The sequence below is a fragment of the Rhodococcus sp. no. 34 genome (assembly GCF_054589475.1).
In genome coordinates this window covers 117794-140717 of sequence record NZ_BAAILK010000026.1, presented here as the reverse complement: position 1 = coordinate 140717, position 22924 = coordinate 117794, and the positions used below count along the sequence as shown (strand labels likewise).

At 64.3% G+C, this 22924-nt stretch carries 21 protein-coding genes, 1 pseudogene and 1 riboswitch; of the genes and pseudogenes, 12 read left to right on the top strand and 10 right to left on the bottom strand.

The features are described 5' to 3' along the window. From ACYP01_RS09785 to epsC, 5 genes and pseudogenes are all read left to right on the top strand, one after another. A pseudogene (locus tag ACYP01_RS09785) lies at nucleotides 1–513 on the top strand (hypothetical protein); the annotation flags it as partial. Nucleotides 514–647: 134 nt separating this feature from the next. Next, nucleotides 648–986, top strand: coding sequence for a DUF6802 family protein (locus ACYP01_RS09780; protein WP_007734497.1), 339 nt, complete (start codon nucleotides 648–650; stop codon nucleotides 984–986). Between the two features lie 277 nt (nucleotides 987–1263). Beyond that, entirely contained in the window at nucleotides 1264–3093 is a 1830-nt protein-coding gene (locus ACYP01_RS09775) for a phosphoenolpyruvate carboxykinase (GTP) (RefSeq protein ID WP_003945806.1), read from the top strand. Between the two features lie 181 nt (nucleotides 3094–3274). After that, nucleotides 3275–4210 (top strand): cysteine synthase A, encoded by a 936-nt coding sequence (gene cysK, locus ACYP01_RS09770; protein ID WP_003945916.1) that lies wholly within the window; start codon nucleotides 3275–3277, stop codon nucleotides 4208–4210. 5 nt (nucleotides 4211–4215) lie between these two features. Beyond that, nucleotides 4216–4794: a serine O-acetyltransferase EpsC gene (gene epsC / locus ACYP01_RS09765; RefSeq protein ID WP_003945907.1), complete on the top strand. Its 579-nt coding sequence runs from the start codon at nucleotides 4216–4218 to the stop codon at nucleotides 4792–4794. Nucleotides 4795–4852: 58 nt separating this feature from the next. Here epsC and ACYP01_RS09760 read toward each other — a convergent pair whose 3' ends face one another. From ACYP01_RS09760 to ACYP01_RS09750, 3 genes are read right to left on the bottom strand one after another with little or no spacing between them, the layout of a single operon-like run. Continuing rightward, nucleotides 4853–5155: a hypothetical protein gene (locus ACYP01_RS09760; RefSeq protein ID WP_459679689.1), complete on the bottom strand. Its 303-nt coding sequence runs from the start codon at nucleotides 5153–5155 to the stop codon at nucleotides 4853–4855. A gap of 28 nt (nucleotides 5156–5183) precedes the next feature. After that, nucleotides 5184–6131, bottom strand: a complete 948-nt coding sequence (locus ACYP01_RS09755; protein WP_042452614.1) for a cation diffusion facilitator family transporter — start codon at nucleotides 6129–6131, stop codon at nucleotides 5184–5186. A gap of 10 nt (nucleotides 6132–6141) precedes the next feature. Then, nucleotides 6142–7080 carry an alpha/beta hydrolase gene (locus tag ACYP01_RS09750; protein WP_007734503.1) on the bottom strand — a complete coding sequence of 313 codons (939 nt, stop codon included), beginning with the start codon at nucleotides 7078–7080 and terminating at the stop codon, nucleotides 6142–6144. Nucleotides 7081–7132: 52 nt separating this feature from the next. Between ACYP01_RS09750 and ACYP01_RS09745 the strand changes: the two genes are divergently transcribed. The 5 genes from ACYP01_RS09745 to ACYP01_RS09725 all read left to right on the top strand — a co-directional run bounded on the left by ACYP01_RS09745 (nucleotide 7133) and on the right by ACYP01_RS09725 (nucleotide 11589). Then, nucleotides 7133–7741, top strand: a complete 609-nt coding sequence (locus ACYP01_RS09745; RefSeq protein WP_073511967.1) for a TetR/AcrR family transcriptional regulator — start codon at nucleotides 7133–7135, stop codon at nucleotides 7739–7741. A 16-nt stretch (nucleotides 7742–7757) separates the two neighbouring features. Continuing rightward, a riboswitch (cobalamin riboswitch) is annotated at nucleotides 7758–7893 on the top strand. Nucleotides 7894–8010: 117 nt separating this feature from the next. Continuing rightward, nucleotides 8011–9018 (top strand): FecCD family ABC transporter permease, encoded by a 1008-nt coding sequence (locus tag ACYP01_RS09740; RefSeq protein WP_459680227.1) that lies wholly within the window; start codon nucleotides 8011–8013, stop codon nucleotides 9016–9018. Continuing rightward, a complete protein-coding gene (locus ACYP01_RS09735; RefSeq protein ID WP_042452609.1) occupies nucleotides 9015–9833 on the top strand; it encodes an ABC transporter ATP-binding protein in 819 nt (272 codons plus the stop codon). The genes ACYP01_RS09740 and ACYP01_RS09735 overlap by 4 nt, the downstream gene beginning before the upstream one ends. After that, a complete protein-coding gene (locus tag ACYP01_RS09730) occupies nucleotides 9830–10891 on the top strand; it encodes an ABC transporter substrate-binding protein (RefSeq protein ID WP_459679685.1) in 1062 nt (353 codons plus the stop codon). Before ACYP01_RS09735 ends, ACYP01_RS09730 begins: the two co-directional genes overlap by 4 nt. Further along, the gene (locus tag ACYP01_RS09725) at nucleotides 10888–11589 is read left to right on the top strand and encodes a (2Fe-2S) ferredoxin domain-containing protein (protein WP_459679682.1); all 702 of its coding nucleotides are present in this window, start codon (nucleotides 10888–10890) and stop codon (nucleotides 11587–11589) included. Before ACYP01_RS09730 ends, ACYP01_RS09725 begins: the two co-directional genes overlap by 4 nt. Nucleotides 11590–11921: 332 nt before the next feature. Here the strand turns inward: ACYP01_RS09725 and ACYP01_RS09720 are convergent, their stop codons facing one another. The 5 genes from ACYP01_RS09720 to ACYP01_RS09700 all read right to left on the bottom strand — a co-directional run bounded on the left by ACYP01_RS09720 (nucleotide 11922) and on the right by ACYP01_RS09700 (nucleotide 17532). Next, entirely contained in the window at nucleotides 11922–13367 is a 1446-nt protein-coding gene (locus ACYP01_RS09720) for an aldehyde dehydrogenase (RefSeq protein ID WP_459679680.1), read from the bottom strand. A gap of 4 nt (nucleotides 13368–13371) precedes the next feature. Beyond that, nucleotides 13372–14541, bottom strand: a complete 1170-nt coding sequence (locus ACYP01_RS09715) for a hypothetical protein (RefSeq protein ID WP_459679678.1) — start codon at nucleotides 14539–14541, stop codon at nucleotides 13372–13374. 1 nt (nucleotide 14542) lies between these two features. After that, nucleotides 14543–15730, bottom strand: a complete 1188-nt coding sequence (locus ACYP01_RS09710; protein ID WP_007734522.1) for a phosphotransferase family protein — start codon at nucleotides 15728–15730, stop codon at nucleotides 14543–14545. A gap of 139 nt (nucleotides 15731–15869) precedes the next feature. After that, nucleotides 15870–16757 (bottom strand): ROK family protein, encoded by an 888-nt coding sequence (locus ACYP01_RS09705; RefSeq protein ID WP_459679675.1) that lies wholly within the window; start codon nucleotides 16755–16757, stop codon nucleotides 15870–15872. A 4-nt stretch (nucleotides 16758–16761) separates the two neighbouring features. Continuing rightward, nucleotides 16762–17532, bottom strand: a complete 771-nt coding sequence (locus ACYP01_RS09700; protein WP_003945692.1) for a class I SAM-dependent methyltransferase — start codon at nucleotides 17530–17532, stop codon at nucleotides 16762–16764. A 173-nt stretch (nucleotides 17533–17705) separates the two neighbouring features. On the opposite strand from ACYP01_RS09700, the gene ACYP01_RS09695 reads away from it, so the two are divergent. After that, the gene (locus ACYP01_RS09695) at nucleotides 17706–18920 is read left to right on the top strand and encodes a glycosyltransferase family 4 protein (protein ID WP_058227317.1); all 1215 of its coding nucleotides are present in this window, start codon (nucleotides 17706–17708) and stop codon (nucleotides 18918–18920) included. On the opposite strand, the gene ACYP01_RS09690 is transcribed toward ACYP01_RS09695, so the two are convergent. Beyond that, nucleotides 18867–20606, bottom strand: a complete 1740-nt coding sequence (locus ACYP01_RS09690) for a hypothetical protein (protein WP_162114339.1) — start codon at nucleotides 20604–20606, stop codon at nucleotides 18867–18869. The genes ACYP01_RS09695 and ACYP01_RS09690 overlap by 54 nt on opposite strands. Before the next feature lie 33 nt (nucleotides 20607–20639). Between ACYP01_RS09690 and ACYP01_RS09685 the strand changes: the two genes are divergently transcribed. Beyond that, nucleotides 20640–21866, top strand: coding sequence for a lipopolysaccharide biosynthesis protein (locus tag ACYP01_RS09685; protein WP_116057169.1), 1227 nt, complete (start codon nucleotides 20640–20642; stop codon nucleotides 21864–21866). Here the strand turns inward: ACYP01_RS09685 and ACYP01_RS09680 are convergent. Beyond that, the gene (locus tag ACYP01_RS09680) at nucleotides 21847–22803 is read right to left on the bottom strand and encodes an ABC transporter substrate-binding protein (protein ID WP_064074119.1); all 957 of its coding nucleotides are present in this window, start codon (nucleotides 22801–22803) and stop codon (nucleotides 21847–21849) included. The two genes, ACYP01_RS09685 and ACYP01_RS09680, sit on opposite strands and share 20 nt — an antisense overlap. Between the last annotated feature and the right edge of the window lie 121 nt (nucleotides 22804–22924).

The window sequence follows — 22924 nt, the reverse complement described above, 5'->3', positions numbered from 1 at the left end:
GCGGTGGAAGTGGCGGGCACGACCGGATACATGCCTTCCCCACGGATTCCGGAGGGCCCGCCGCGCCGTCAGCGCGGAAACGAGGACCGGGTGACAATTCTTGTCGGCGCGTCCGCGGGTCTCGGCCTCGGCCGTATCGCAGTGACTCCGCTGGAAATGATTCCGGCCTTGGAGTTCGCAAGTATCCCCGTGACGTTGATTCTGGGTGGCGCCGCGGCGTGGTGGTTGGCGCGAACTCGCGGGCTGACGGCGGATCGTGCCTACTCCAGGTCGTGGATCGTCGAATCGATGTCGACGGTTCGCGCACAGTGGGAGCAGCGAGTCCAGAGTGTTCTGCTCGAGGCCGAGGCGGATCTGGGAGCGGCGATCATGGCGGAGAGCCGCGAGCAGGTGGCGTCGGCGCAGGCCCGAATCGTGGAGATCGACGGTGAACTTCGTGAGCTCGCCGCGGCCAGATCGGGTCAGCTCGCGTCGTGCGAGCGCGACCTCGCCGTTTTGAACGCCGCCTACTGATCATTTCGCGAGTGCAGAGTTCTCCACAGTGCCGCAATTTCGGCCTCGACTGATCGTCGGGGTCTGGTAATACTGAGCGGACGGTTTCGGTAGGGGTTGCCGAAGCAGTAGGTCACCATCCAGTAGGGGGAGTAATGGACGCATTTCTGATCACGGCCGGACACATCGACGGGCACGAAGCCGAAGCGCTCGATCCTGGGCGTATCGAGCCCGAGGCCTTCGGGCCCGCGTCGGGACCGGTCGATGCCGGCGACCTGAACTTCGACGCCTTCGACTTGGACGGTGACGGAACGGTCGACAGCCGTGTCGTCCACTCCGACGACGCCGTCGTGATCGTGTCCGATTTCGATCGCGACGGTAGCGCCGATCGCCTCACGATGATCGACTCGGACGGCGACTACTCGGCCTGGGAATGCAGTCGAGACGACGAAGGCGCCCTCGTGTGGCAGAAAATCGATGCCGGAGCGCTCTGAAAAGCTTCCGTTTATGTGCTCTGAGCGCCGGGTAGGCACCTGAACACACCAACTGAATCGTTTCTGTGACATTTCTGACCGCACCCGATTACCTGCAGGTGAACAGCCAGCGTTAACCTCAATACATAGGACACCCGGCGTCCGTGAAATCCACGTGAGTGGATGACGCGGCTGGACCCCGTCGAGAGGGGGACACCGGGATCGACTGGTATCGGGGCGCTGCAGTTCGCATCCGGTGTCACGAGAACCCGGTTCCGGCTCACCCCAGGAGAGTTTGATGACCTCAGCGACCATTCCCGGTCTCAATGGAACTGACGGCACGCCCCCCACGCAGCACAAGGAACTGCTTGCATGGGTGCAAGAGGTTGCCGAACTCACCCAGCCTGATCGCGTCGTCTTCGCAGACGGCTCGGACGAAGAATGGGACCGACTGACAACGAAGTTGGTCGAGGCAGGAACCTTCACCCGCCTAAACGACGAGAAGAAGCCGAACTCTTTCCTCGGCAACTCCGATCCGTCCGATGTCGCGCGAGTCGAATCGCGTACGTACATCTGCTCGAAGGAAGAAATCGACGCAGGTCCCACCAACAACTGGATGGACCCGGCGGAGATGCGCACCCTCATGGGTGACCTGTACCGCGGTTGCATGCGTGGACGCACCATGTACGTCGTGCCGTTCTGCATGGGCCCCCTCGACGCCGAGGACCCGAAGCTGGGCGTCGAGCTCACCGATTCCGAGTACGTCGTCGTCTCCATGCGCGTCATGACCCGCATGGGCAGCAAGGTTCTCGACAAGCTCGGCACCGACGGGTTCTTCGTCAAGGCGCTGCACTCGCTGGGCGCTCCGCTGGCCGAAGGCCAGGAAGACGTCGCGTGGCCGTGCAACGACACCAAGTACATCACCCACTTCCCCGAGGATCGTGAGATCTGGAGCTTCGGTTCCGGCTACGGCGGAAACGCTCTCCTGGGCAAGAAGTGCTACTCGCTGCGTATCGCCTCGGCAATGGCGCACGACGAGGGCTGGCTGGCCGAGCACATGCTCATCCTCAAGCTCATCTCGCCCGAGGACAAGGCCTACTACATCGCGGCGGCATTCCCCTCCGCTTGTGGCAAGACCAACCTCGCGATGATCCAGCCGACCATCCCCGGGTGGCGCGCCGAGACCCTCGGTGACGACATCGCCTGGATGCGTTTCGGTGAGGACGGACAGCTGTACGCCGTCAACCCGGAATTCGGTTTCTTCGGCGTGGCTCCCGGCACCAACTGGTCGTCGAACCCCAACGCCATGCGCACCATCGACCAGGGCAACACGGTCTTCACCAACGTCGCTCTGACGGACGACGGTGACGTCTGGTGGGAAGGCCTCGAAGGCGACCCGCAGCACCTGATCGACTGGAAGGGCAACGAGTGGACGCCCGAGTCGGGCACCCATGCGGCTCATCCCAACTCGCGTTACTGCACCCCGATGTCGCAGTGCCCGATCATGGCTCCCGAGTGGGACGACCCGAAGGGCGTGCCGATCTCGGCAATCCTGTTCGGCGGCCGCCGCAAGACGACGGTTCCGCTGGTCACCGAGGCTCGCGACTGGCAGCACGGCGTCTTCATGGGTGCAACGGTCGGCTCCGAGCAGACCGCAGCAGCCGAAGGCCAGGTCGGTACGGTTCGCCGCGATCCGATGGCAATGCTGCCGTTCCTCGGCTACAACGTCGGTGACTACTTCCAGCACTGGATCGACCTCGGCAAGTCCGCGGACGCGTCCAAGCTCCCCAAGGTCTTCTACGTCAACTGGTTCCGCCGCGGCGACGACGGACGCTTCCTGTGGCCAGGCTTCGGCGAGAACTCTCGCGTCCTGAAGTGGATCGTCGAGCGTATCGAGCACAAGGCTGCCGGTATCGACACCCCGATCGGCGTCGTTCCCACCGGATCGGCACTCGACATCGAAGGCCTGGACGTGTCGGACGCCGACATCACCGAGGCTCTCGCGGTCAACATCGACGAGTGGAAGGCCGAGATCCCGCTCATCGAAGAGTGGTTCGACTTCGTCGGCGAGAAGCTGCCGACCGGCATTCGCGACGAGTTCGAAGCTCTGAAGCAGCGGTTGGCCTGATAAACCGCCCCCGTATGTAGTGGCCTGATGCCGCATTGGTTCAATTTGATGAACCGATGCGGCATCGGTCGTCTGTATGCCCTTGCCTGTAGCCGTTAAGCAGTTCAGCCGTTATGCAGTTCAGCCGTAAAGCAGTGATCAGCGAGCGGGTCGACACACTCGATCCTCAGGAGGACCAGATATGAGCGGGATCTACAACAACGTGACCGAATTGGTCGGGCGCACCCCGATCGTGCGGCTCAACCGTCTGACCGAGGGCCTGGACGCACAGGTCGCCGTCAAGCTCGAGTTCTACAACCCGGCCAACAGCGTCAAGGACCGGATCGGCGTGGCGATTATCGACGCCGCCGAGAAGTCCGGTGCACTCAAGCCCGGTGGCACCATCGTCGAGGGAACCAGCGGTAACACGGGTATCGCACTCGCCATGGTCGGTGCTGCTCGCGGCTACAAGGTCATCCTGACCATGCCCGAGACCATGTCCACCGAGCGTCGCGTGATGCTGCGTGCTTACGGCGCCGAGATCGTGCTGACCCCGGGATCCGAGGGCATGGCCGGTGCGGTCGCCAAGGCCAAGGAAATCGTCGAGCAGACCGAGAACGCTGTCTCGGCCAGCCAGTTCGCGAACCCGGCCAACCCGGCCATCCACGAGGCAACGACGGGCGAAGAGGTCTGGGCCGACACCGACGGCGCCGTCGACATCTTCGTGTCCGGCATCGGCACCGGCGGCACTATCACCGGCGTCGGACGCACCCTTCGCAAGTACAAGCCCGAGGTCAAGATCGTGGGCGTCGAGCCCATCGACTCGCCGATCCTCAACGGTGGCCAGCCCGGCCCCCACAAGATCCAGGGAATCGGCGCGAACTTCGTGCCCGACGTCCTCGATCGCGAGATCTACGACGAGATCATCGACGTCTCGTTCCCCGATTCCATCGAGGTCGCTCGCGCACTCGGCACCAAAGAAGGCATCCTGGGCGGCATCTCGTCCGGCGCCATCGTCTGGGCAGCACTCGAGTTGGCGAAGCGTCCGGAAAACGCCGGCAAGCTGATCGTGGCTGTCGTGTGTGACTTCGGCGAGCGTTACATCTCCACCCCGCTGTTCGAACACATCCGGGACTGAGACTTGTGAGTATCCTCGGGACAATTCGCGAGGACCTGCAGGCTGCGCGCGGTCAGGATCCTGCCGCGCGCAGCAATGTGGAGAACGCGCTCGTTTATTCAGGGCTGCATGCTATTTGGGCGCATCGGGTTGCACATCGCATGTGGGCCGTCCCTGCGCTACGCGGCCCGGCGCGAGTGCTCTCGCAGCTGACACGCTTCGTCACCGGCATCGAGATTCATCCCGGTGCCACCATCGGTCGACGGTTCTTCATCGACCACGGCATGGGCGTCGTGATCGGGGAGACGGCCGAGGTCGGTAACGACGTGATGCTCTATCACGGCGTCACTCTCGGTGGTCGCTCGCTCGAACAGGTCAAACGTCACCCGACGCTGGGTGATCGGGTAACCGTCGGCGCTGGTGCCAAGATCCTCGGACCTGTCGTCATCGGTGAAGGTAGCGCTATCGGCGCCAATGCCGTTGTCACCAGAGATGTTCCGGCCGAATCCATCGCGACGGGTATCCCGGCGGTGGCGCGGCCACGGACCACCAAGGAAAAACTGGTGGACCCGAACAGCTACATCGATCCGGCGATGTACATCTGAAGCACTCCTTCTTCGATGGCCACCCTCGTGTAGACGGCGGGTGGCCGTCGGCGTCTGTTCAGGCTCGCGTCAGGTGCCACCCGCGACGTCCCAGTACGACGGCCGTCGCAGCGCCCAATGCTGCTCCGATCAAGGGATAGCAGGCCAGGACGAGCCAGCGCGGTCCGTCTAAGGGTTCGTAGGCGGTGGCTATTGTCGACTCGTAGTCCCGAGCCATCTGCACGTCCCGGAACGGTACGTAGGAACCCTGATAGACGATGGTCTCGTCAGGGCTGGTAATCACGTCGATCAGACTGCCCACCAGGGGAATTCCCCCGACTACAAATCCCAGAACCGCCAGAATCACGATCAGTGTGCGCATCGCCCGAGCCTATCGCCCGGCCGGAAGTTCAGACTGTGATCGACGGTTCTTCGGGGGTCGAGAGGGTCAGGATCGCCCGCACGACACGTGGGCTCTGCTCGAGTGAGCGCTCGAGTTCGCGCAACGTGTGGGCCACACGGGATTCCGCGTAGTCACCGACCAGGTCGACGCTGGCTACCAGGTAGACCTGTCGCGGCCCGAGGTATTCCATACGCAGGAACGTGATTCGGTTGATCTCGGGCAGTTGGGTGAGAGCTTCGACGGCTGCTGCCCGCAGCGTCGGTGAGGCCTCTTCGCCGACCAGGAAGCGGCGGTTCCGATCTATCAGGATGATTGCGATGACCCCGAGGAGAATGCCGACGAAGATGGAGCCGAGGGCGTCGGGGATGGGTGAACCGGTGACCTGGTGCAACAGAACACCGACGAACGCGATGACCAAACCGATAAGTGCCGCAGCATCTTCGGCGAACACGGCCCGAGTCGTCGGGTCGGATGTGTTGAGTGCCTGGGTCATGACGTCGCGGTTCACGGCGGACGCTTCGTTTCGGAGTTGTTTGTACGCCTGCCGGAACGAGATGCCTTCGAGGATGAACGAGACGCCGAGGACGGCGTAGGCGACACCGAAGTCGGACGCCGGTTCGGAATGGAACAGTTCCTGGATGCCATGAGTGATCGAGACACCCGCGCCGAGTGCAAACAGTCCGAGAGCGGCGAACATCGACCAGATGTATGCCTCCCGGCCGTAGCCGAGTGGCTGGTCTCGGTCGGGAACCCTTTTCGAGCGGCGGTTCGCGATCAGCAGCAGCACTTCGTTGCCGGTATCGGCCCAGGAGTGGGTGGCCTCTGCGACCATCGATGCAGATCCGGTGACGATGGCGGCCGCCGTCTTGGCACCGGCGATCAGCGCGTTCGCCGCAAACGCCAGTACGACCGTCGTGGTGCTCTCGTCGGCCGATGCTTCCGTTTCGGTGCTCACGATTCTCAGGCTAGGCGGGTGACGACGGTTTCGTGCGGTGACGCTCGGCGACGGAGTGCAGCAGTGTGGCGACGGCGTCGTGGAACTGCGTCAGGCCCGGCTCTTCGACGGGAAAGTGCCCGCACCCGTCCAGCATCACGAATTCGGTGGGTGCGTTGATGCGGCGGAGGAACTGCAGGCTCAGTTCGGGTGGCGTCCATCGGTCGTCGGCCGGGTGGGTGAGCAGAACGGGCGTCGTCCGAAATGCTTCGGGTGCGGTGTGCTCGAACGAGAAGTAGCTGCTGAGGAATCCGAGTGGCACCCGAACACCGCCACCGCGCGGATCGGTTGCGCACAGCGTTGCGAGCTCCCGATTGCTGCTCATGTTCGCCACGTCGGCGACCCAACGGATGGGCACGCGGATACGGCCCACCAGTCGTTCGGTGCGCCGCATCAGGGGAGCGCCGTAGACACCCATCGGGCCGAACCGCGCCGCGGCAGCTCTGGCCGATGGATCCGAGGGATCGAGCAGGCAGGTAGCGACGACGGCGTCGGCCAGACCGGTCCGCGCGGCTACCTCGTAGGCCAGCAGACCGCCGATGCTGGCTCCCAACAACACCAGCGGCCGATCGTCGGCTGCCTTCTCGGCCCGGACGAGATCGCAGAGGAGATCGACCCACTGCTCGTACCGGACGCCGGCGGGATCGGCTACGACGGTGTCGCCGTACAGCGGAAGATCAGGGAAGAGGACTTCGGCTCCGAGTTTCACGCCGATCCCGGCGAACGGCCACAACGCGCCCGAGTAGCCGCCGGCGCCGTGGATGCCGAGAACACGAACCGGCGCGTCTGGAACCACTGCCCGTGCGACGTGGACGGTGTTGCCGTTCCACTCCCACCACGTCGGGGTCGGCGCCGGCATGTGGTCGGTGTACCGGTCGGGCATAAACTTCGAGTAATCGGCGCTGGTCACCTACACAATTCTCGGTATCGGCGTCGCGGCTGACAACTCGCATCGGAGGACCGTGTCGACTCGGCGGAAAAGGCCCTCCCAGCAGCGCTCGAGGGCTACCTACGACGCGATCCTGGAGGCAGCTACTCGCGTTTTCGCTTCGGAAGCCATGGCAGCGACCACCAACCGGATCGCTGACGAAGCAGGGGTGTCGGTGGGCTCGCTCTACCAATATTTCGGCGACAAGTACGAGATCCTCTCGGAGTTGGCGAACCGTCACGTGAGTGCTGCGCGGGAGAGTTTTGCGCTCTGCCATGCCGACATCGTCGAGCGTGAGCTCACCCCGGACGAGGCCGTCCGGATGTTGGTGGAGTGCGCTGTCGAAGTGAACAGTAAGCCACGAGAGTTCTTTCACCTGCTCTACGATCAGGTTCCGCGTACGCGCGAGCTCATCGAGCAGGTCGAAAAAATGAATCGGCAACTGGTACTGGGTTTTTCGGAGTACTTGCAGAGCCGCGGTTTCAGTGCGGACGATGCGTTGCTGACGTCGCGGCTGACCGTGACTGCCGTGGACAGCCAGGTGCATCGGGTTGTGCTGGAATCGGATTCACCCGAAGAACTTCGAGTGCGAACGGAAGCCGTCGTACGGCACGCGAGATCGATGATCGGGTCGCAATCTTGATCCGGTGTCGAGAATGGTGACCGCGGTCCGTTATGGTTCTGACGTCATCATCGAGGTAATGGGAAGTCGGTGCAATTCCGGCGCGGTCCCGCCACTGTGAGGTCGTCCATGCGTCGACCGTAGCCAGATACCACCCTCGTTGACGTTGTGTCATGCCACGAGGATGGATCGGTCACACCATGAATGCTGTTGGCGGAGCTCTGTCTCCACCTACCCACCTGCCTTCGCCGAAGGCTGGTGCGCCTCGAGGACGGCTCAGTCCGGGTATCGTGCTGCCCGCTCTGCTGGTCGTCGCCGTGCTCTCTGCTGTGTGCGCGTTGGCATTCGGATCCGAGATGCTCCCCGTGTCCACTGTGGTGGACGTGGTGCACTCGCGCTTCGGAGGCCCACCCGTCACGCGTTCCGAACTTGCGATCGTGTGGGGGATCAGAGCACCTCGGGTACTGCTCGGTCTGGCCGTCGGCGCTGGTCTTGCCGTCGCCGGCGCGGTGGTGCAAACCCTCGTCCGTAACGCTCTTGCCGATCCCCACCTGCTGGGAGTGTCGTCCGGCGCGAGTGTCGGTGCCACCGCCGTCATCACCACCGGACTGTTCGCCGGCGCGGGAGTGTGGGCGCTCAGTTTCGGCGCGATGATCGGGGCGTTGGGAGCTGCGATTCTCGTCTTCTCCATCGCGACGCTGCAAGGCGGTATCACTCCACTGCGATTGGTTCTGACCGGCACCGTTACCGCATCCGCCCTGTCGGCGATCGCGAGTTTTCTGGTGCTGCGTACCAATGATTCCCAGGCCGCGCAGTCCGTATTGTTCTGGCTCCTGGGAAGTTTGGCCGGGGCATCCTGGGACAAGTTGTGGGCGCCGGTCATCGTTGTGTTCCTGCTGACGGCAGCGTTGTTCGCGCTGCACGGTTGGCTGGACGCGCTGGCGGCCGGACCGGACGTCGCGGCTTCGCTCGGTATTCCCATCCGAACCCTGCGAAACGTGCTGTTCGGCGTGCTGGCAGCGTTGGTCGGCACGATGGTTGCGGTGTCCGGCGCGATTGCCTTCGTAGGCCTGGTCATACCGCACGTCACACGCATGCTTGTCGGAGCCAGACATCGAGTGGTGTTGCCGGCGGCAGCGCTGATCGGCGCGTCGTTCCTGGTGTGGGTCGACGTCGTGGCGCGGACCTCGTTGCGGCCGACCGAGATCCCGCTGAGCGTGGTGACCGGGGTGATCGGTGCACCGCTGTTTCTCCTGCTTCTCGGCCGTCGGCGCTACCGATTCGGTGGCAGTTCGTGAGCGCCCGAGCCCTGGCGCTGACCGCGTCCGGAGTCGTTGTCCGCATCGACCGTCGAACCATCGTCAAAGGCGTCGACATCGCGGCCGACGCCGGCGCAGTGGTCGGCGTGGTTGGTCCGAACGGCTCGGGCAAGTCGACGTTCTTGCGTGCTCTCGCCGGTCTCGGGCCGATCGCCGGCGGTGACATTCGTGTCGGCGGCGAGTCCGTGCACGCGATGTCCGCGCGGTCGAGGGCCAAAGCCATTTCCTTTGTGGCGCAGGAAGAGCAGAGTCCCGCCGATTTGTTGGTTCACGAGTACGTGAGTCTGGGCCGCACACCACATGCAAAGCCCTGGAGCGTCGGTGGAAAGCACGAGAATGCCGTCGTCGATCGTGCTCTGGGCGAGGTCGGAATGATCGAGCACCGGTTCTCTTCGATGGACACGCTTTCCGGCGGTGAGCGTCGGCGGGTGTTTCTCGCCCGAGGTCTCGCGCAGGACGCCGGTGTGCTCATCCTCGACGAGCCGACCAATCATCTCGACATCCGGCATCAACTCGAACTGCTCGATCTGGTCCGGTCGTTGGACCGGACGGTGATCATGGCACTGCACGACCTCGATTTGGCTGCGGCAGTGTGCGATCGGGTGCTCGTGCTCGCGGATGGAGTGGCCAGGGCGTTCGGACATCCATCCGACGTACTCACCACCTCGGTGGTGGCAACTGTTTTCGGCGTCGAGACTTTCGAACTCGTGAACCCCGCGACAGGCCGTTCACACCTCGTATTCGAATCACGAAATTCTCAACCACAACACACATTTTCGGAGAGTGCACTTTGATACACGTCAAGACCCGCGCGTCGTTCGGTGCGGTTGTAGCCGCGACAGCGTTGTTGGCCGTGTCCGGATGCTCGGCAACCGCGCCCGTCGACGAAGCCGCGGACAAGACTTCGGTCACGCTGGAGAACTGCGGAACGGAAAGCACTTTCCAACTTCCGATCGAAAAGGTTGTTGCCACAAGCAATGCGGCCAATATCGGCACCATTCTCCGAGTCGGCGGTCTGGATCGTCTCGCTGCCGTCGTGTTGAACACGAACAACGACGCGGTCATGGACTCGATGTTCGGCCCTGGAATTGCGGACGTCCCACACCTGGACGGAACGATCACGATGGAGACGATTCTGGGTAAGCAGGCGGACCTGGTGGTCGGCTCCTACAGTGGCTTGTTCAAGGGCGCCTCCGGTGTGACGCCGGAATCGCTGCAGAGCAACAACATCGACTCATATGTGATCTCCGATAGTTGTCGGCAGAGTGCCGCAGCGGATTCCGCGCTCGGCACGATGGGTCCGTGGGATGCCCTTCGTGCGGACGTGACCAATTACGGAAAGCTGTTCGGAACCGAGGACACCGCCGCCGAGGCATTGACCGAATTGGATTCACGTTTGGCACGTCTGGAGTCCGCGCCAGATGCCGCCGACAAGCCGAAGGTTTTGATCTACGACAGCGGTGAAGAAGATCTGTACACCAGCGGAGGCAACGGAGCCCCCAACGGAATCATCGACGTCGCCGGGGGAACCAACGTGTTCGCCGACGTCGACAACACCTGGTTCAAAGCGAGCTGGGAGACCGTCGCGAAGGCAGAACCCGACGTCATCGTGATCATGGACTACAAGAAGAGCGCTGACGAAGTACAGGGCAAGATCGACGCGATCAAGAGCCGAGAAGGCCTGCGTGACCTCGACGCAGTCAAGCAGAACCGTTTCGTCGTACTCCCGCTCGCCATGTTCACCAGTGGGTTCCCCAATATCTACGGCGCGGAACAGTTGCGCGCGAAGATCGAAGAGTTCGGGCTGGCTCCGTCGAGCGGGATCGACTGGACAACCGCGCCGTCGGCATGAGCAACAACCGGTGCTCGCGTCGGGTGATTGTCGTACTGCGGCCGACCGTCAGCGGCCTCGACGAGTCGGCCGCGCGACGGATGTTCGACGCTGTTCAGGCGGGCACCGACGCCGACGTTCGCGTTGCGTACCTCGATGTCGCTTCGCCGAGCCTTCACGAGGAACTCGATCGAGCCCATGTCGATGACGTCGACAAGGTCGTGTTGATTCCAGTTGCGGTGCCGAGGGATCGGTACCTGCTCACGTGGACCAGCAAGGCGGTTGCGAACTGGCGCGAAACCCGGATCGACGCCGAACTGGAAGTGACGCTCCATGAAACGGAAACGCTCGAAGGTGCGGTGGCCGGGCAGGTGATCGACGAACTCGACTCGGCGGGAAAGCCGATCGCCGCGAGTCCGGCGTCGTATCGCAGTCCGGCTTGGTCCGTGATCGAGCAGCACGATAGGCATCTGTTGGTGTGCAAGGGCCCTCGCTGTATGGCGTACGGAGCAGGACCGCTTCACCGGGCGATGAGTGCGGCGGCCAAAGGTACCTCGTCGAAGGTGACCGGAACCGGTTGTCTGAGCCCGTGCAACCTGGGGCCGTTGGTGATCGCGAACCCCGGCGGTACCTGGTTCGGGCACGTGGACGCCGGTGATGCCGAGGCCTTGGTGTCCGGTCACGAGGATCGATTGGTGGATCACGTTCTGGACCGGTAGATACCGGGTCGGTGAAAGCAAAGAACCCGCTGGGCGCGAAGTGCGCTCAGCGGGTTCTGTTGTCCTGTCTCAGGAACCGAAGGGAAGGGTTCCCGGCGGGATCTGGTATCCACTGCTGCCGACGGAGGCGCTGCCCCAGAGTGCGAGGAAAGCGTTGATGGCGTTGGTGAGCATATGAATGTCCTTTGTGAGATGACTGATTCGTTTTCGACGGTACCGGGTGGATCTGTGGATTCGCTGGGAGTTGGCACCCATTTCATGGGGCTGGCACCCGTTCCGGCAGGTCGGAACGGGTGCCAACTGTCAGCAAAGGGTGCCAACTCCCGGGTGGGTCAGCCCACGTAGCCGGGCGGCATGAGTACGGACTTGGTCTCGCAGAAGGCTTCGAGGCCCTCAGGTCCGTTCTCGCGCCCGATACCGGAGTTCTTGTAACCACCGAACGGCGATCCGGGATCGAAGGCGTACCAGTTGATCGCGTAGGTACCCGTGCGGATCTGCGCGGCAACTTCGAGTCCGTGATCGATGTCGGTGGTCCACACCGATCCGGCGAGGCCGTAATCCGAATCGTTGGCGATCTTGATGGCCTCGTCCTCGGAGTCGTACGGGATCACCGAGAGAACGGGTCCGAAGATCTCCTCGCGTGCGATGGTCATCGAGTTGTCCACGTCGGCGAAGATCGTCGGCTCGACATACCAGCCCTTGTCCAGGCCGGCGGGGCGTCCACCACCGAGTACGACGCGCGCGCCTTCTTCCTTACCCTTGGCGATGTAACCCTCGACGCGCTCGCGCTGCTTCTCGGAGATCAGCGGGCCGAGTTGTGCTGCGGGATCGGACGGATCGCCGACGGTCATGAAGCCTGCGGCGGTCTTCATTCCCTCGATGACCTCGTCGTAACGCGAACGGGGAGCGAGGATTCGGGTCTGAGCGACACAGGCCTGACCGGTGTTCATCAGGCCGGACATGACGAGCATCGGCATTCCGGCGGCGATGTCGGCGTCCTCGAGGATGATCGCGGCGGACTTGCCACCCAGTTCGAGGGAGCAGCGTTTGAGGTTCTGTGCGGCGATGGCACCGATCTTGCGGCCGACGGCACTGGATCCGGTGAACGTGATCTTGTCGATGCCCGAGTGAGAGACCAGGTATTCGCCGGTCTCGGCTCCGCCGGGGAGCACGGAGATGACGCCTTCGGGAACGCCTGCCTCGGTGAAGATCTCGGCGATCACGTGGACAGAGAGAGGGGATTCGGGTGCGGGCTTGAGCAGTACGGTGCAGCCGGCGAGCAGCGCGGGGGCCAGCTTGTTGATCGCCAGGAACAGCGGGACGTTCCAGGCCAGCACGGCGGCGACGACGCCGACGGGCTCACGGGTCACCTTGGTCTGCCCGAATGCGCCGGTGCGCTTCTCTTCCCACGCGAACTTGTCGGCCAGCTCGGCGTAGTAGCCCAGCGTCGCCATCGACGGGGTCTGCTGCATCATGCCGACCATGGCGGGCGGCTGGCCCATCTCGTTGGAGATGAGCTGGTTGATCTCCGCGCTGCGCTCTTCGATCAGCTTGGCGGCCTTGGCGAGGATCGCGCCGCGCTCGGCGGGGGTGGTGCGTGACCACGGTCCCTCGAACGCCGCGCGGGCTGCGGACACGGCCGCGTCGATGTCTGCCGGTGCTGCGATGGGACAGCTGCCGACGCGCTCCTCCGTTGCGGGAGAGAACACTTCGAGTACCTGGTCGGTGGCCGGGGCCACCCATGCTCCACCGATGTAGAGCTTGTCGTAGTCAGTCATCAATTCATTCCTCGGTGTTGTCGGTCGCCGCGAGGGCATACGCGTCGTCTGCCTGTGCGGTGTCGGTGAAACTGGTGAATCCGTATTTCTCGTGCGGTCCGATGGCGGCTACCTCGAAAAGACCGGTGCCGGTGTTGGTGTTCGTGCCCTCAGTGAGAGTGAAGGACGCGAGATTGTCGACGGGGGAGAACATGCGTTGGAACGGTTCGATCTCGTGGACCTTGTGGCGCAGTCCCTGTACGACGAGTTCGCCCTGCCACATTCCGTGACGCCAGTCCTGTTCGAGCCCGTAGCCGGTGCCGATTCCGATGTAGTTGGCCAGCAACAGTTCGCAGGTGACGGTCAGGACTTCACCGCCCGGCCGGTGAAAGGTGACTCTCGCCCCGGTGACGTCGCGGGTGTCGGGGCAGAACGTCAGTTCGTGTTCGGGTCGGCCGAGCCATTCGTTGTCCCTGGCTTCGTCCGGCCACACTCGCATGGCTTCTTCGACGATGCGCCTGCCCTGCTCGTCTTCCTGCATGATCACCGAGATCGTGAACTCGTCGAACTGCATGACCGCGTAGATCCAGAAGAAGTTCTGGATTCCGTCGACCGCGCGTCTGCCTTGCGGTTCGGCCTCTCCCACCGGACGCACACCCCACGAGCGGTCGCGGTTCCCTCGCCACGTCTTCGGGTCGATCGCGAGGTCCTCCCCGTTGACGGTGAGCGATCCGGTCCAGGTTCCGGTCTGCAGGAAGCGCGAGGTGTCGAACGTGACTCGTTCGAGTTGACGGCGAAAGTGCTTGGGCTCGAGCGCCGCCGGGATGGTGGCGTCGAAGGTGATGTCGAAGGAGAGATCGTATTCGCTGCCTGGTTCGAGGACGACGCGGAGCTTCTGCAGTCCTTCCAGCACTTCGATGCGCAAAGGTCCGACGGTGGTGTCGGTGCGGTCGGCGCCCAGAGCCTTCGACATACGAGCAACGATGTGGTCGTCACCGCGGCGCAGTACCGCGAAGGCGTCCATGACGCCGAGGTTGGGGTACTGGCCGAGTCCGACGATGAGGAACACGTCGGGGGATTCGGTGGGGTAGCAGTTGAAGTAGTAGCGGTCGTAGAAGTTTCGATCCGAGGTGGCTACGTGACGGATCGGTTCGGCGATCTGGTGAACGGGATAGTCGTCCATCGGTGAGAGCATGTCAGGCCAACCTCTCCCAGTAGGTACCGTCGAGCATCGCGGCGAGCGAAGCGCGGTGCATGATCATGTCGTCGGGGTCTTCGGGTCGCTGTGACTGGCCGAAAGCTATGGCGCGAGCCTGGATTCGCCACATGATGACCGCCTGACGCAGTGCGGCATAGGTAACGTAGAACTCCAGATCGTGTGGGGTGTGGCCGGTGATCTCGGCGTAGGTCTGCGCGAGATCCGGCAGTCGAAGGAAGTCGGGAAGACCGGGTAGGTTCGCCAGTCCGGCGATGTCCTCGAAGAACCTGTGCAGGAATGCCATCCAGCCCAGATCCATCTCCCGCGGGCCGAGAGTTGCCATTTCCCAGTCGAGTACGGCTACCGGCGCGAAGTCCTGGTACATGACGTTACCGATGCGCGAGTCGCCCCAACAGAGCACCGCCGGCGAATCGTCCGCGGGATTGTTCTCCTCGATCCAGTCGAGGGCACGTTCGATGAGTGGTGATCTGATGCCGTCGGAGACCACCCACTCGTAGTACGCGCGCTGCTCGGCGATGTGCGCCGTGAATGCTTCTCGTGCAGTCGTTCCCGAATTCGGGAGTCGGAGGAAGTCGAAACGCTCACCAGGTTTGTCGATGGCATGCAACTGAGCCAGGACGTCGACCGAGCTGCGCTGCAGGGTCTTTCGCTGCTCGGGAGACGCTTCGGTGACCCACGATCCGAAGTTGTACGGCATGACGTCCGGTGGCACGTCGCCGGAGATGCGTTCCATCACGAAGAACGGCGCACCCAACGCGTCCGGGTCGGATTCCGACCAGTACACCGCGGGTACGGGCACTGCCGAGTGCTCGCGCACCTGAGCCATGGTGCGGAACTGGGATTCGAGGTCGTAGGCAGGAAAGACCGGCATGGTCGATTCCGTCGGCGCCACCCGAGCGACCAAGGGATGATGTTCGCCGTCCCAGGTGGCGTCGAAGAGGATGGTTTCGCTGGACATGCCGTTGGCTGCGGGCAAGGTGACGTCGGCGACGGTCACAGTGGAGCCACTCGGCACCTTGCCGGCCATCCACCGTTCCAGGCGCTCACGGAGGTCTTCGGTGTCGCGGAGGGAATCGCTTGGTCGGGCGACCTGGGCGTGATGCTCGGTTTCATCGGTCGAAGAAGCAGTCGAGGCAACGTCAGATGAGGAAGCGTCTGGGCTCACGGTCACCTCCTTCCCGTAGGCGTCACGTGCAATGCCCGTAACGGTGTGAGTCAGAACACTAAAACACGTTACAGAAATTGGGAACAGGTGGCACCCGTTTAGTGGGACTCCCTGCGGATTTATCGGGGAAGAACGCGTGTCAGATAACGGCGGTGAGCGCGAGCAAGCCCGCACCGGTCAGAGTTCCGGCGCCACCGAGCTCGGCGGGAACGATCCGGAGCCCGGCGACGAACGACAAACGGGCATGTCGGGCAGCCGCGTCGAGCATCGGTTCCCACAGCGGTGTACCCGACTGGGCGAAACCGCCGCCGATCACCGCGAGGTCCACGTCCAGGAGGGCAGCCGCCGAGGCGATGGCACCACCGAGCGCCGTGCCTGCACGGTGAAGCGCGTCCACGGCGATCGCGTCGCCGCTGCGTGCACCCTCGGCTAGTTCACGGCCGGTGTTCCCCGACCAGCCCTGGCTACGAGCCCATCGCACCGCGGACGGTCCACTTGCCACCGTCTCGAGGCAGCCGACGCCCCCGCAGCTGCACGGTTCGGCAGATCCTGGAACGACGAGGTGGCCGATGTGACCGGCGTTCCCCGTGCGACCCCGAGCAATCTCACCGCCGAGAACGATTCCTCCACCGATTCCCGTCGAGACGACCAGGCTCAGGAGGTTCGGGGTTCCGCGCCCGGCGCCGTGGTGGAACTCCGCCAAAGCCGCTGCGGCTCCGTCCATGGCGAGGGCGGTGCCGGCGTCGGGAAAGACGCTGCGGATGCCTGCTACCAGCTCGAATCCGTGTGCCCACTCGGTGATGTTGATGGGAGCGACGACACCGGCGACGGTGTCCACCGGCCCGGCGCACGCGATGCCGACACCGTCCACGTCTCGGCCGTCTGCGACTCGTTCGAGCAGTGCCGCACAGGCTCCCCACGGGTCGGTCTGCGGCGTCGGAACGCTGTCGAACACGGGAACGCGACCGTCCTCGGACACGACGCCGGCAGCCATCTTGGTGCCACCGATGTCGAGTGCGAGGCGCATGTCGCTATCGCTTTTCGAGAACGACGACGAGGTTGCTCACCAGGAACTCCCGCAGACCGGGGACTCGGACCATCCACCATGCCCACGACGGGTGGTAGCGCGGGATCGCGGCGAGCAACGTGCCCTGGCTGGTTCCACGGGCCCAGCGTAAGCCGTCCGTGGCGCCGACTTTGAACAACGACACCCCGAATCTGTTCTTCGGTTCGCGCCCGGTCTTGCGGAGGTACCGCTTGGCTGCGTACTCGCCCCCCAGTGCGTGCCACGGCCCGGTTTCGTGGCCGCCGAACGGGCCCCACCACAGGGTGTACGAGAGAACCATCAAGCCGCCGGGCTTGGTCACGCGCAGCATTTCCTCGGCCATCAACCACGGCTCACTGACGTGTTCGGCCACGTTGGAAGAGAAGCAGATGTCCACGGACGAGTCCAGGAACGGCAGTGCCAAACCGGATCCACGCACCGCTCCGCCCACCGTCAGACCCGCTGCGTGCATCTCCGACGGATCGGGTTCGACGGGAATGTAGCGGGCACCTGCGGCTTGAAAGACCTCCGCGAAATAGCCCGGACCACCGCCGACGTCGAGGACAGTGAGACCGTCCAGGGATCGTCCGGTGTGACCTTCGTGCAGGTCCGAGATCAATTCGACGGAGTCGCGCGCAAGCGCGCCATAGAAGATGTCGGGCGCGGACTGCTCGTGGCGGAAGTCGCTGAGCAGGCCGAACGAGCGTTTCAGGGTTGCCCGTCGGCCGAAAATGCGGGTCACTGCGGGCTTGGTCACGGGTAGCAACTTTAGCCACTGGGTCGCCCGGTCCACGAACACCGTCAGGAGCGCGGCAATACGGACGCTCGAACAGTTAGGGTGTTCGGCAGGGTTACCGGCCGGTCAGGCGGGGCATCCCGCAGGATCGCCCGAACCGGGGTGGCCACCGACCAACTCAGGGAGTAACGCACGTGCGCGAGGTTCTGTTGCTCTGCTGGCGCGATACCGGGCATCCCCAGGGCGGTGGAAGCGAGCGTTACCTCGAGCAGGTCGGATCCCAGTTGGCCGAGCGCGGTATCAAGGTGACGCTGCGGACGGCGTCGTATCCCGGGGCGCCCGCGTCGGAGGTCCGCGACGGCATCACGATCAGCCGGGCCGGTGGACGTTTCAGCGTGTACCCCCGCGCTCTGGCCGCCATTGCCGCTGGACGTCTGGGTTTCGGATCACTCAAGGGCATTCGCCCCGACGCGGTGATCGACACCCAGAACGGCATCCCCTTCTTCTCGAAGACCGTGGCGGGTGCGCCGGTCACGCTTCTGGTCCATCACTGCCATCGCGAACAGTGGCCGGTGGCAGGCAAGCTCGTCGGCCGGATCGGCTGGTGGGTCGAATCGCGATTGTCACCGCGCACCCATCGACGTAGTCAGTATCTGACGGTGTCGCTTCCCTCAGCGGAAGAATTGGTGGACCTCGGTGTCGAGCGCGAACGAATTGCCGTGGTGCGTAACGGTGCCGATCGGCTCCCCGTCGGCGTCGACGCGGGCGGATCGATCACCAGGGCCGAGCGTCCCACCATCTCGGTTCTCTCACGGCTGGTGCCGCACAAGCAGATCGAGGACGCACTCGAAGCGGTCGCAGCCCTGCGGCCGACGCTTCCGGACATCCATCTCGACGTCATCGGTGGTGGTTGGTGGGAGCAGAACCTGCGCGATCGCGCCGCCGAGTTGGGGATCGGTGACGCCGTCTCGTTCTACGGCCACGTCGACGAGGCTCGCAAACACGAACTGCTGGCGCAATCGTGGATCCACCTCATGCCTTCGCGGAAGGAAGGGTGGGGCCTGGCGGTCATCGAGGCTGCGCAGCACGGTGTTCCGACGATCGGTTACCGCAGTTCGAAGGGTCTGACCGATTCGATCGTCGACGGAGTGACGGGCCTTCTGGTCGGGGGCGAGAACGCCGCCGACGGCGACATCGCCGATCTGACGCAGGCTGCCGGCACTCTGCTCCGCGACCACGAACTTCGCATGGTGCTCGGTGAGAAAGCTCGCGTGTGGTCCGGTGAGTTCTCCTGGGAACAGACCGGCACCGGAGTGCTCGAGGTGCTGACCGCGCACAAGGACGGTCGGTGGGTCTCAGGACTGGCCGCGCCTCGCGAGTCGAATTCGGTTCTGGTTCAGTCCGACTGAGATCAGCGCGATCGCACCCATCAGTATCCAGGCGAGATGCGCAGCGATGACGGCAGTTCGGGCACTGGTCGAGGCTTCCTGCGCGGCAACATCTCCCGGTACTCGGAATAGCGCGAGATCGTCGTCGGCGAAGACCTGTTCCAAGCCGTCGAGCGTGGTTGCCGAGTTGCCGAGTTGACCTGGTGTCCCGCGCTCGATCAGTACCCATCCGACTCCGAGATCGGCCAACTGCGTAGGACTTCCGCCGGCCAGCAGTAGGTCCTCGACCCGAGTTGCCCGAGTCCCCTCGCCGCCGACAGCACCACCGGCAACCACCAGTTGGCCGGTCTGCAGCACGTCGAGGGGTAGGAAGCGTGGTGCTGGATCGAGTACCGGCGCATCACCGCTGTAGGGGAAGGCGCGGAACATCCCGGCGGGAAGCACTGCAACGTCACCGGTTTCGTCTCGTAGTTGCTCGGCCACCACGGTCCAGGACCCGGGATAGTGCACGGGCTTCAACGCGCCGCCGACGCCCCACACCAGATCCGGTAGCGCCACGATTGTCACCACGACGGCGGCACCCGAGAATGCCGGGCGGGGGAGGGAGAACCGATTGCCCGCCCACATCACCGCGGCGGCCGCAGCAAGTGCGTAGAACGGGACGGCCAGCGCGACCCACTTCTGCGCGTCACGCAGTAGACCGGCGCCGGTGAACACCTCGACCGACCATCGGCCGGCGTCGAGACCCCACGGGGTAGCGCCCATGGTCGGAGCCAGCACCGCGAACAGGGCGAGTAGTCCGAGTCCACTGACAACAGGATTCCGGCGTCGGCGCCACAGAGCGGGCATACCGGCGAACACGACGACGAGCAGAAGAACCGTTCCCACCAATGCGAAGAGTGTTGTGCGCGTAGACGGTACCGCTGCCGAGTTCCAGATACCGCCGAGACCGGCGAGGCTGCCCAGCGTCGCGAGTCCCGGTTCTGCTCGGGCGGCAAAGGCGGCAACTCCCGCCGGATCGGAACCGTCGCCTGCTGCTCCGGATACGAAGGTGGCGACCAACCACGGCGAGGCGGCGACGAGGAACAGCCCGATAGTGCCGCAGACACGCCGCATGGCCGAGGTTCGGCCTCCTGGGGTGGCTACCACCACCAGCGCGGCCGTCAGAGCGAGCAGAGCGCCGGTAGGTGTCAGGCCCGCGAATGCCAGTGACGCGGCCGACGCCCACCAGGACCCGGGCGTGGCTCGGCGAACTCCGATTCCGGCACACACGATCCACGGCAGTGCGGCGTAACCGGTCAGCAGGCTCCAATGTCCTTGCAACAGGCGCTCGGCCACGTAGGGGTTCCAGAGCATCACTGTCGACGCGACGAGTTGTGGACCGACACCGGCCGTCGGCAGCAGGACGGCGACCATGCGTGCCGCACCCCAACCGGCGAGCCAGAGCGCCACGAGCAGGATGAACTTGACCACCAGTCCGCCGTCGATCACGGTGCTCAACGCTGCGATCAGCGCGTCCTGGGGAACGGCGCGGGCCGCGGCATCGGTGAGTCCGAGAGCGGAGTCGGTCAGGTACGAGCGCGGCGTGCTGACGGCGTCGCGCAGCAGGAGGTAGCCGGGGCCGAGCAGCGGTCCGAGGATCAACAGTGCCAGCGCCAGGCTGTACGCCGCAGGCAGGTAACGGCGGTATCCGGCTTGCACTGTCATGACGCGCACGATACGTGGTGCATCATTACTGCCATGCCTCGCCAACCACTCGATCGCGCCGCCGCGGCCGGGGTCGGCATGGTTTTGGTGGGATCGATGACGGCCAATGTCGCGTCGTACCTGTTGGCATGGTTGGCCAGCCGATGGTTGGGGCCGGTCGGCTACGGCGAGTTCGCGAGTCTGCTTGCCGCCCAGTTGGTGCTTGCGGTTCCGGCATTGGCGTTGCAGACGGTGGTCGCCCGCGAGGCAGTGCGTGGCAAGAGCACAGATGCGTTGCGGTCGTTGGGGTATCGATGCACCGCGATCGTCGCCGTCCTCGCGGTGGCGCTCACTCCGGCGATGGCGTGGCTGCTCGACACCGGAATCGTGGCGTCGTTCTCGGCATTGGTGACTGCGCCCATGTTGGTTCTGCTGGCCACGGAGCAGGGGTTGTTGCAAGGACACGGTCGATTCGGCACTCTCAGCGCCGTACTGGCAGGGGCCGGGGTGATGAAAGTCCTTCCGGCAGTGATCGTTCTGGCTTTCGGCGGCGGAGCAGGCGCGGCATTGGTCGCGGGCGCGGCCGGAACTGCGTTGCTGGTGGCGATAGTTCGAGTGGTCGACCGAACCGTCTCGGTGAGCGAGGACCGTCCGGTGCGTATCGGCGTCGTCTCCGTGCTCGCGGCGTCTCAGGTTCAGCTCGCGCTGATCGCGTTGTCTTCGCTGGACCTGCTGATCGTCCGTGTCGTCCTCAGTGAGTACGACGCCGGTGTCTACGCACTCGGCGCCGTCGCGACGAAGGTGGCGTTCTGGCTGCCACAGGCAGTGGGCGTCGTGCTGTACCCGAAGATGGCGAATCCGGCGCACTCGGCGCAAGCGGTTCGCTCGGCGTTGGCGGTGCTCGTCGGTATCGGCGCCGTGTTGGTTCTGGGGGCGGCGGTTGCCGGCCCGCTGGTGCCGATGCTCGTGGGCGACGCGTACGCCGCCGTGGCTCCGATGCTGTGGGCCTTCGCCCTGCACGGTGCAGCGCTGGCGGTACTCCAGGGTGCTTTGCTGTCCGCAATCGCGTCAGAACGCACACGAGTGGCCGTTCTGGCGTGGGCAGGACTGGCCGTGGAGGCGACGGTGATGCTGGTGTGGGCGAAGACGCCGGGAGAGTTGATCGGCGTCGCCGTGGTGGTTGCGTCGACGACGGCGTTGGCGGTGTCCGTCGCCGCAGTGCGAAGTGCCGACCGCGCCCGGCCGGCACCTCACACCGGCGTCAGTTCTCCAGACGCGTGAACAGATCGTCGAAGTAGTCGAGCGTACGCATCGCGGTGTAGACGGATCCGTAGTTGATGTTCCCACCCGTGTAGACGACGTTGTCGCCTTGTACTGCGCGGATACGGTTCCACATCGCGCGGTCGTCGCTGACGGGATCCACGCCGGGCGCGGTGGTGACGATCATTCCGTCGGCCGAGTCGAGGGCAGTCACGAGGTTTTCGGTAGAGATCTCCTTCTGTCCCTCGACCGGCCACTGGAGTTGGACGCCGAGGTCTTCGGCCACCTGTGTGGAGATGCCCTTGCGGTTGACGCCGTTGACCTTCTGATTCACGTAGTTCAGCAGCACGATCTGCTTGCTCGCCAAGCTCGGGGCGTGACGTTCCTTCAATCCGGCTGCCTTGTCCTCGTACGCTCCGATGACCTGACGGACGTCGGGGTTCTCGGTGCGATTCAGCCAACTCGCCAGCTGATCGATGTTCTCGCGCCACGGGCGCGTGAAGTCCATCGGAAGCACAGGCGCTGTCTGGCTCAACTGCTGTAGCGGCCACATGTCGGAGGCCTCACCGATGTCGGTGCAGATGATCAGGTCCGGTTCCAGCGCGAGAATTGCCTCGACGTTGACCGGTGCCTCGAACACCTGTGCCGTGGGATCGGCCGGAACCCACGGCTCGGCGGCGTCGAAGCTGTACGCGATGACCGGCAGGCCCATCGCAACGGCTGGTTCGAGGTCGAGTCGGGAGTCGATGGCGACGACGCGCTTCGGGGTGACCGGAATGTCGTAGGTTCCGAGCGAGGTCGTGACCGTGCGCATCCCGGCCGAATCGCCCTCGGTACCGGCGGACCTCGCGCAACCGGCGGCGAACAGCCCGGAGAATGCAGCCGTGCCGACAACAAATCTCCGACGTGTCAGATCGCTGACACAGATGTGCGAACCCAGAACTGTTGATGCGGGCATGTGGCTCCTCGTGTTCGGGGTGGTCTGGACTTCCAGAAAACGCTAAGCCCGCGACCACGCGGAGGGAACGACCCGTTGCGCCAATCCGTACGCCGATCCGGCAACAAAGCCCCGAAACGCA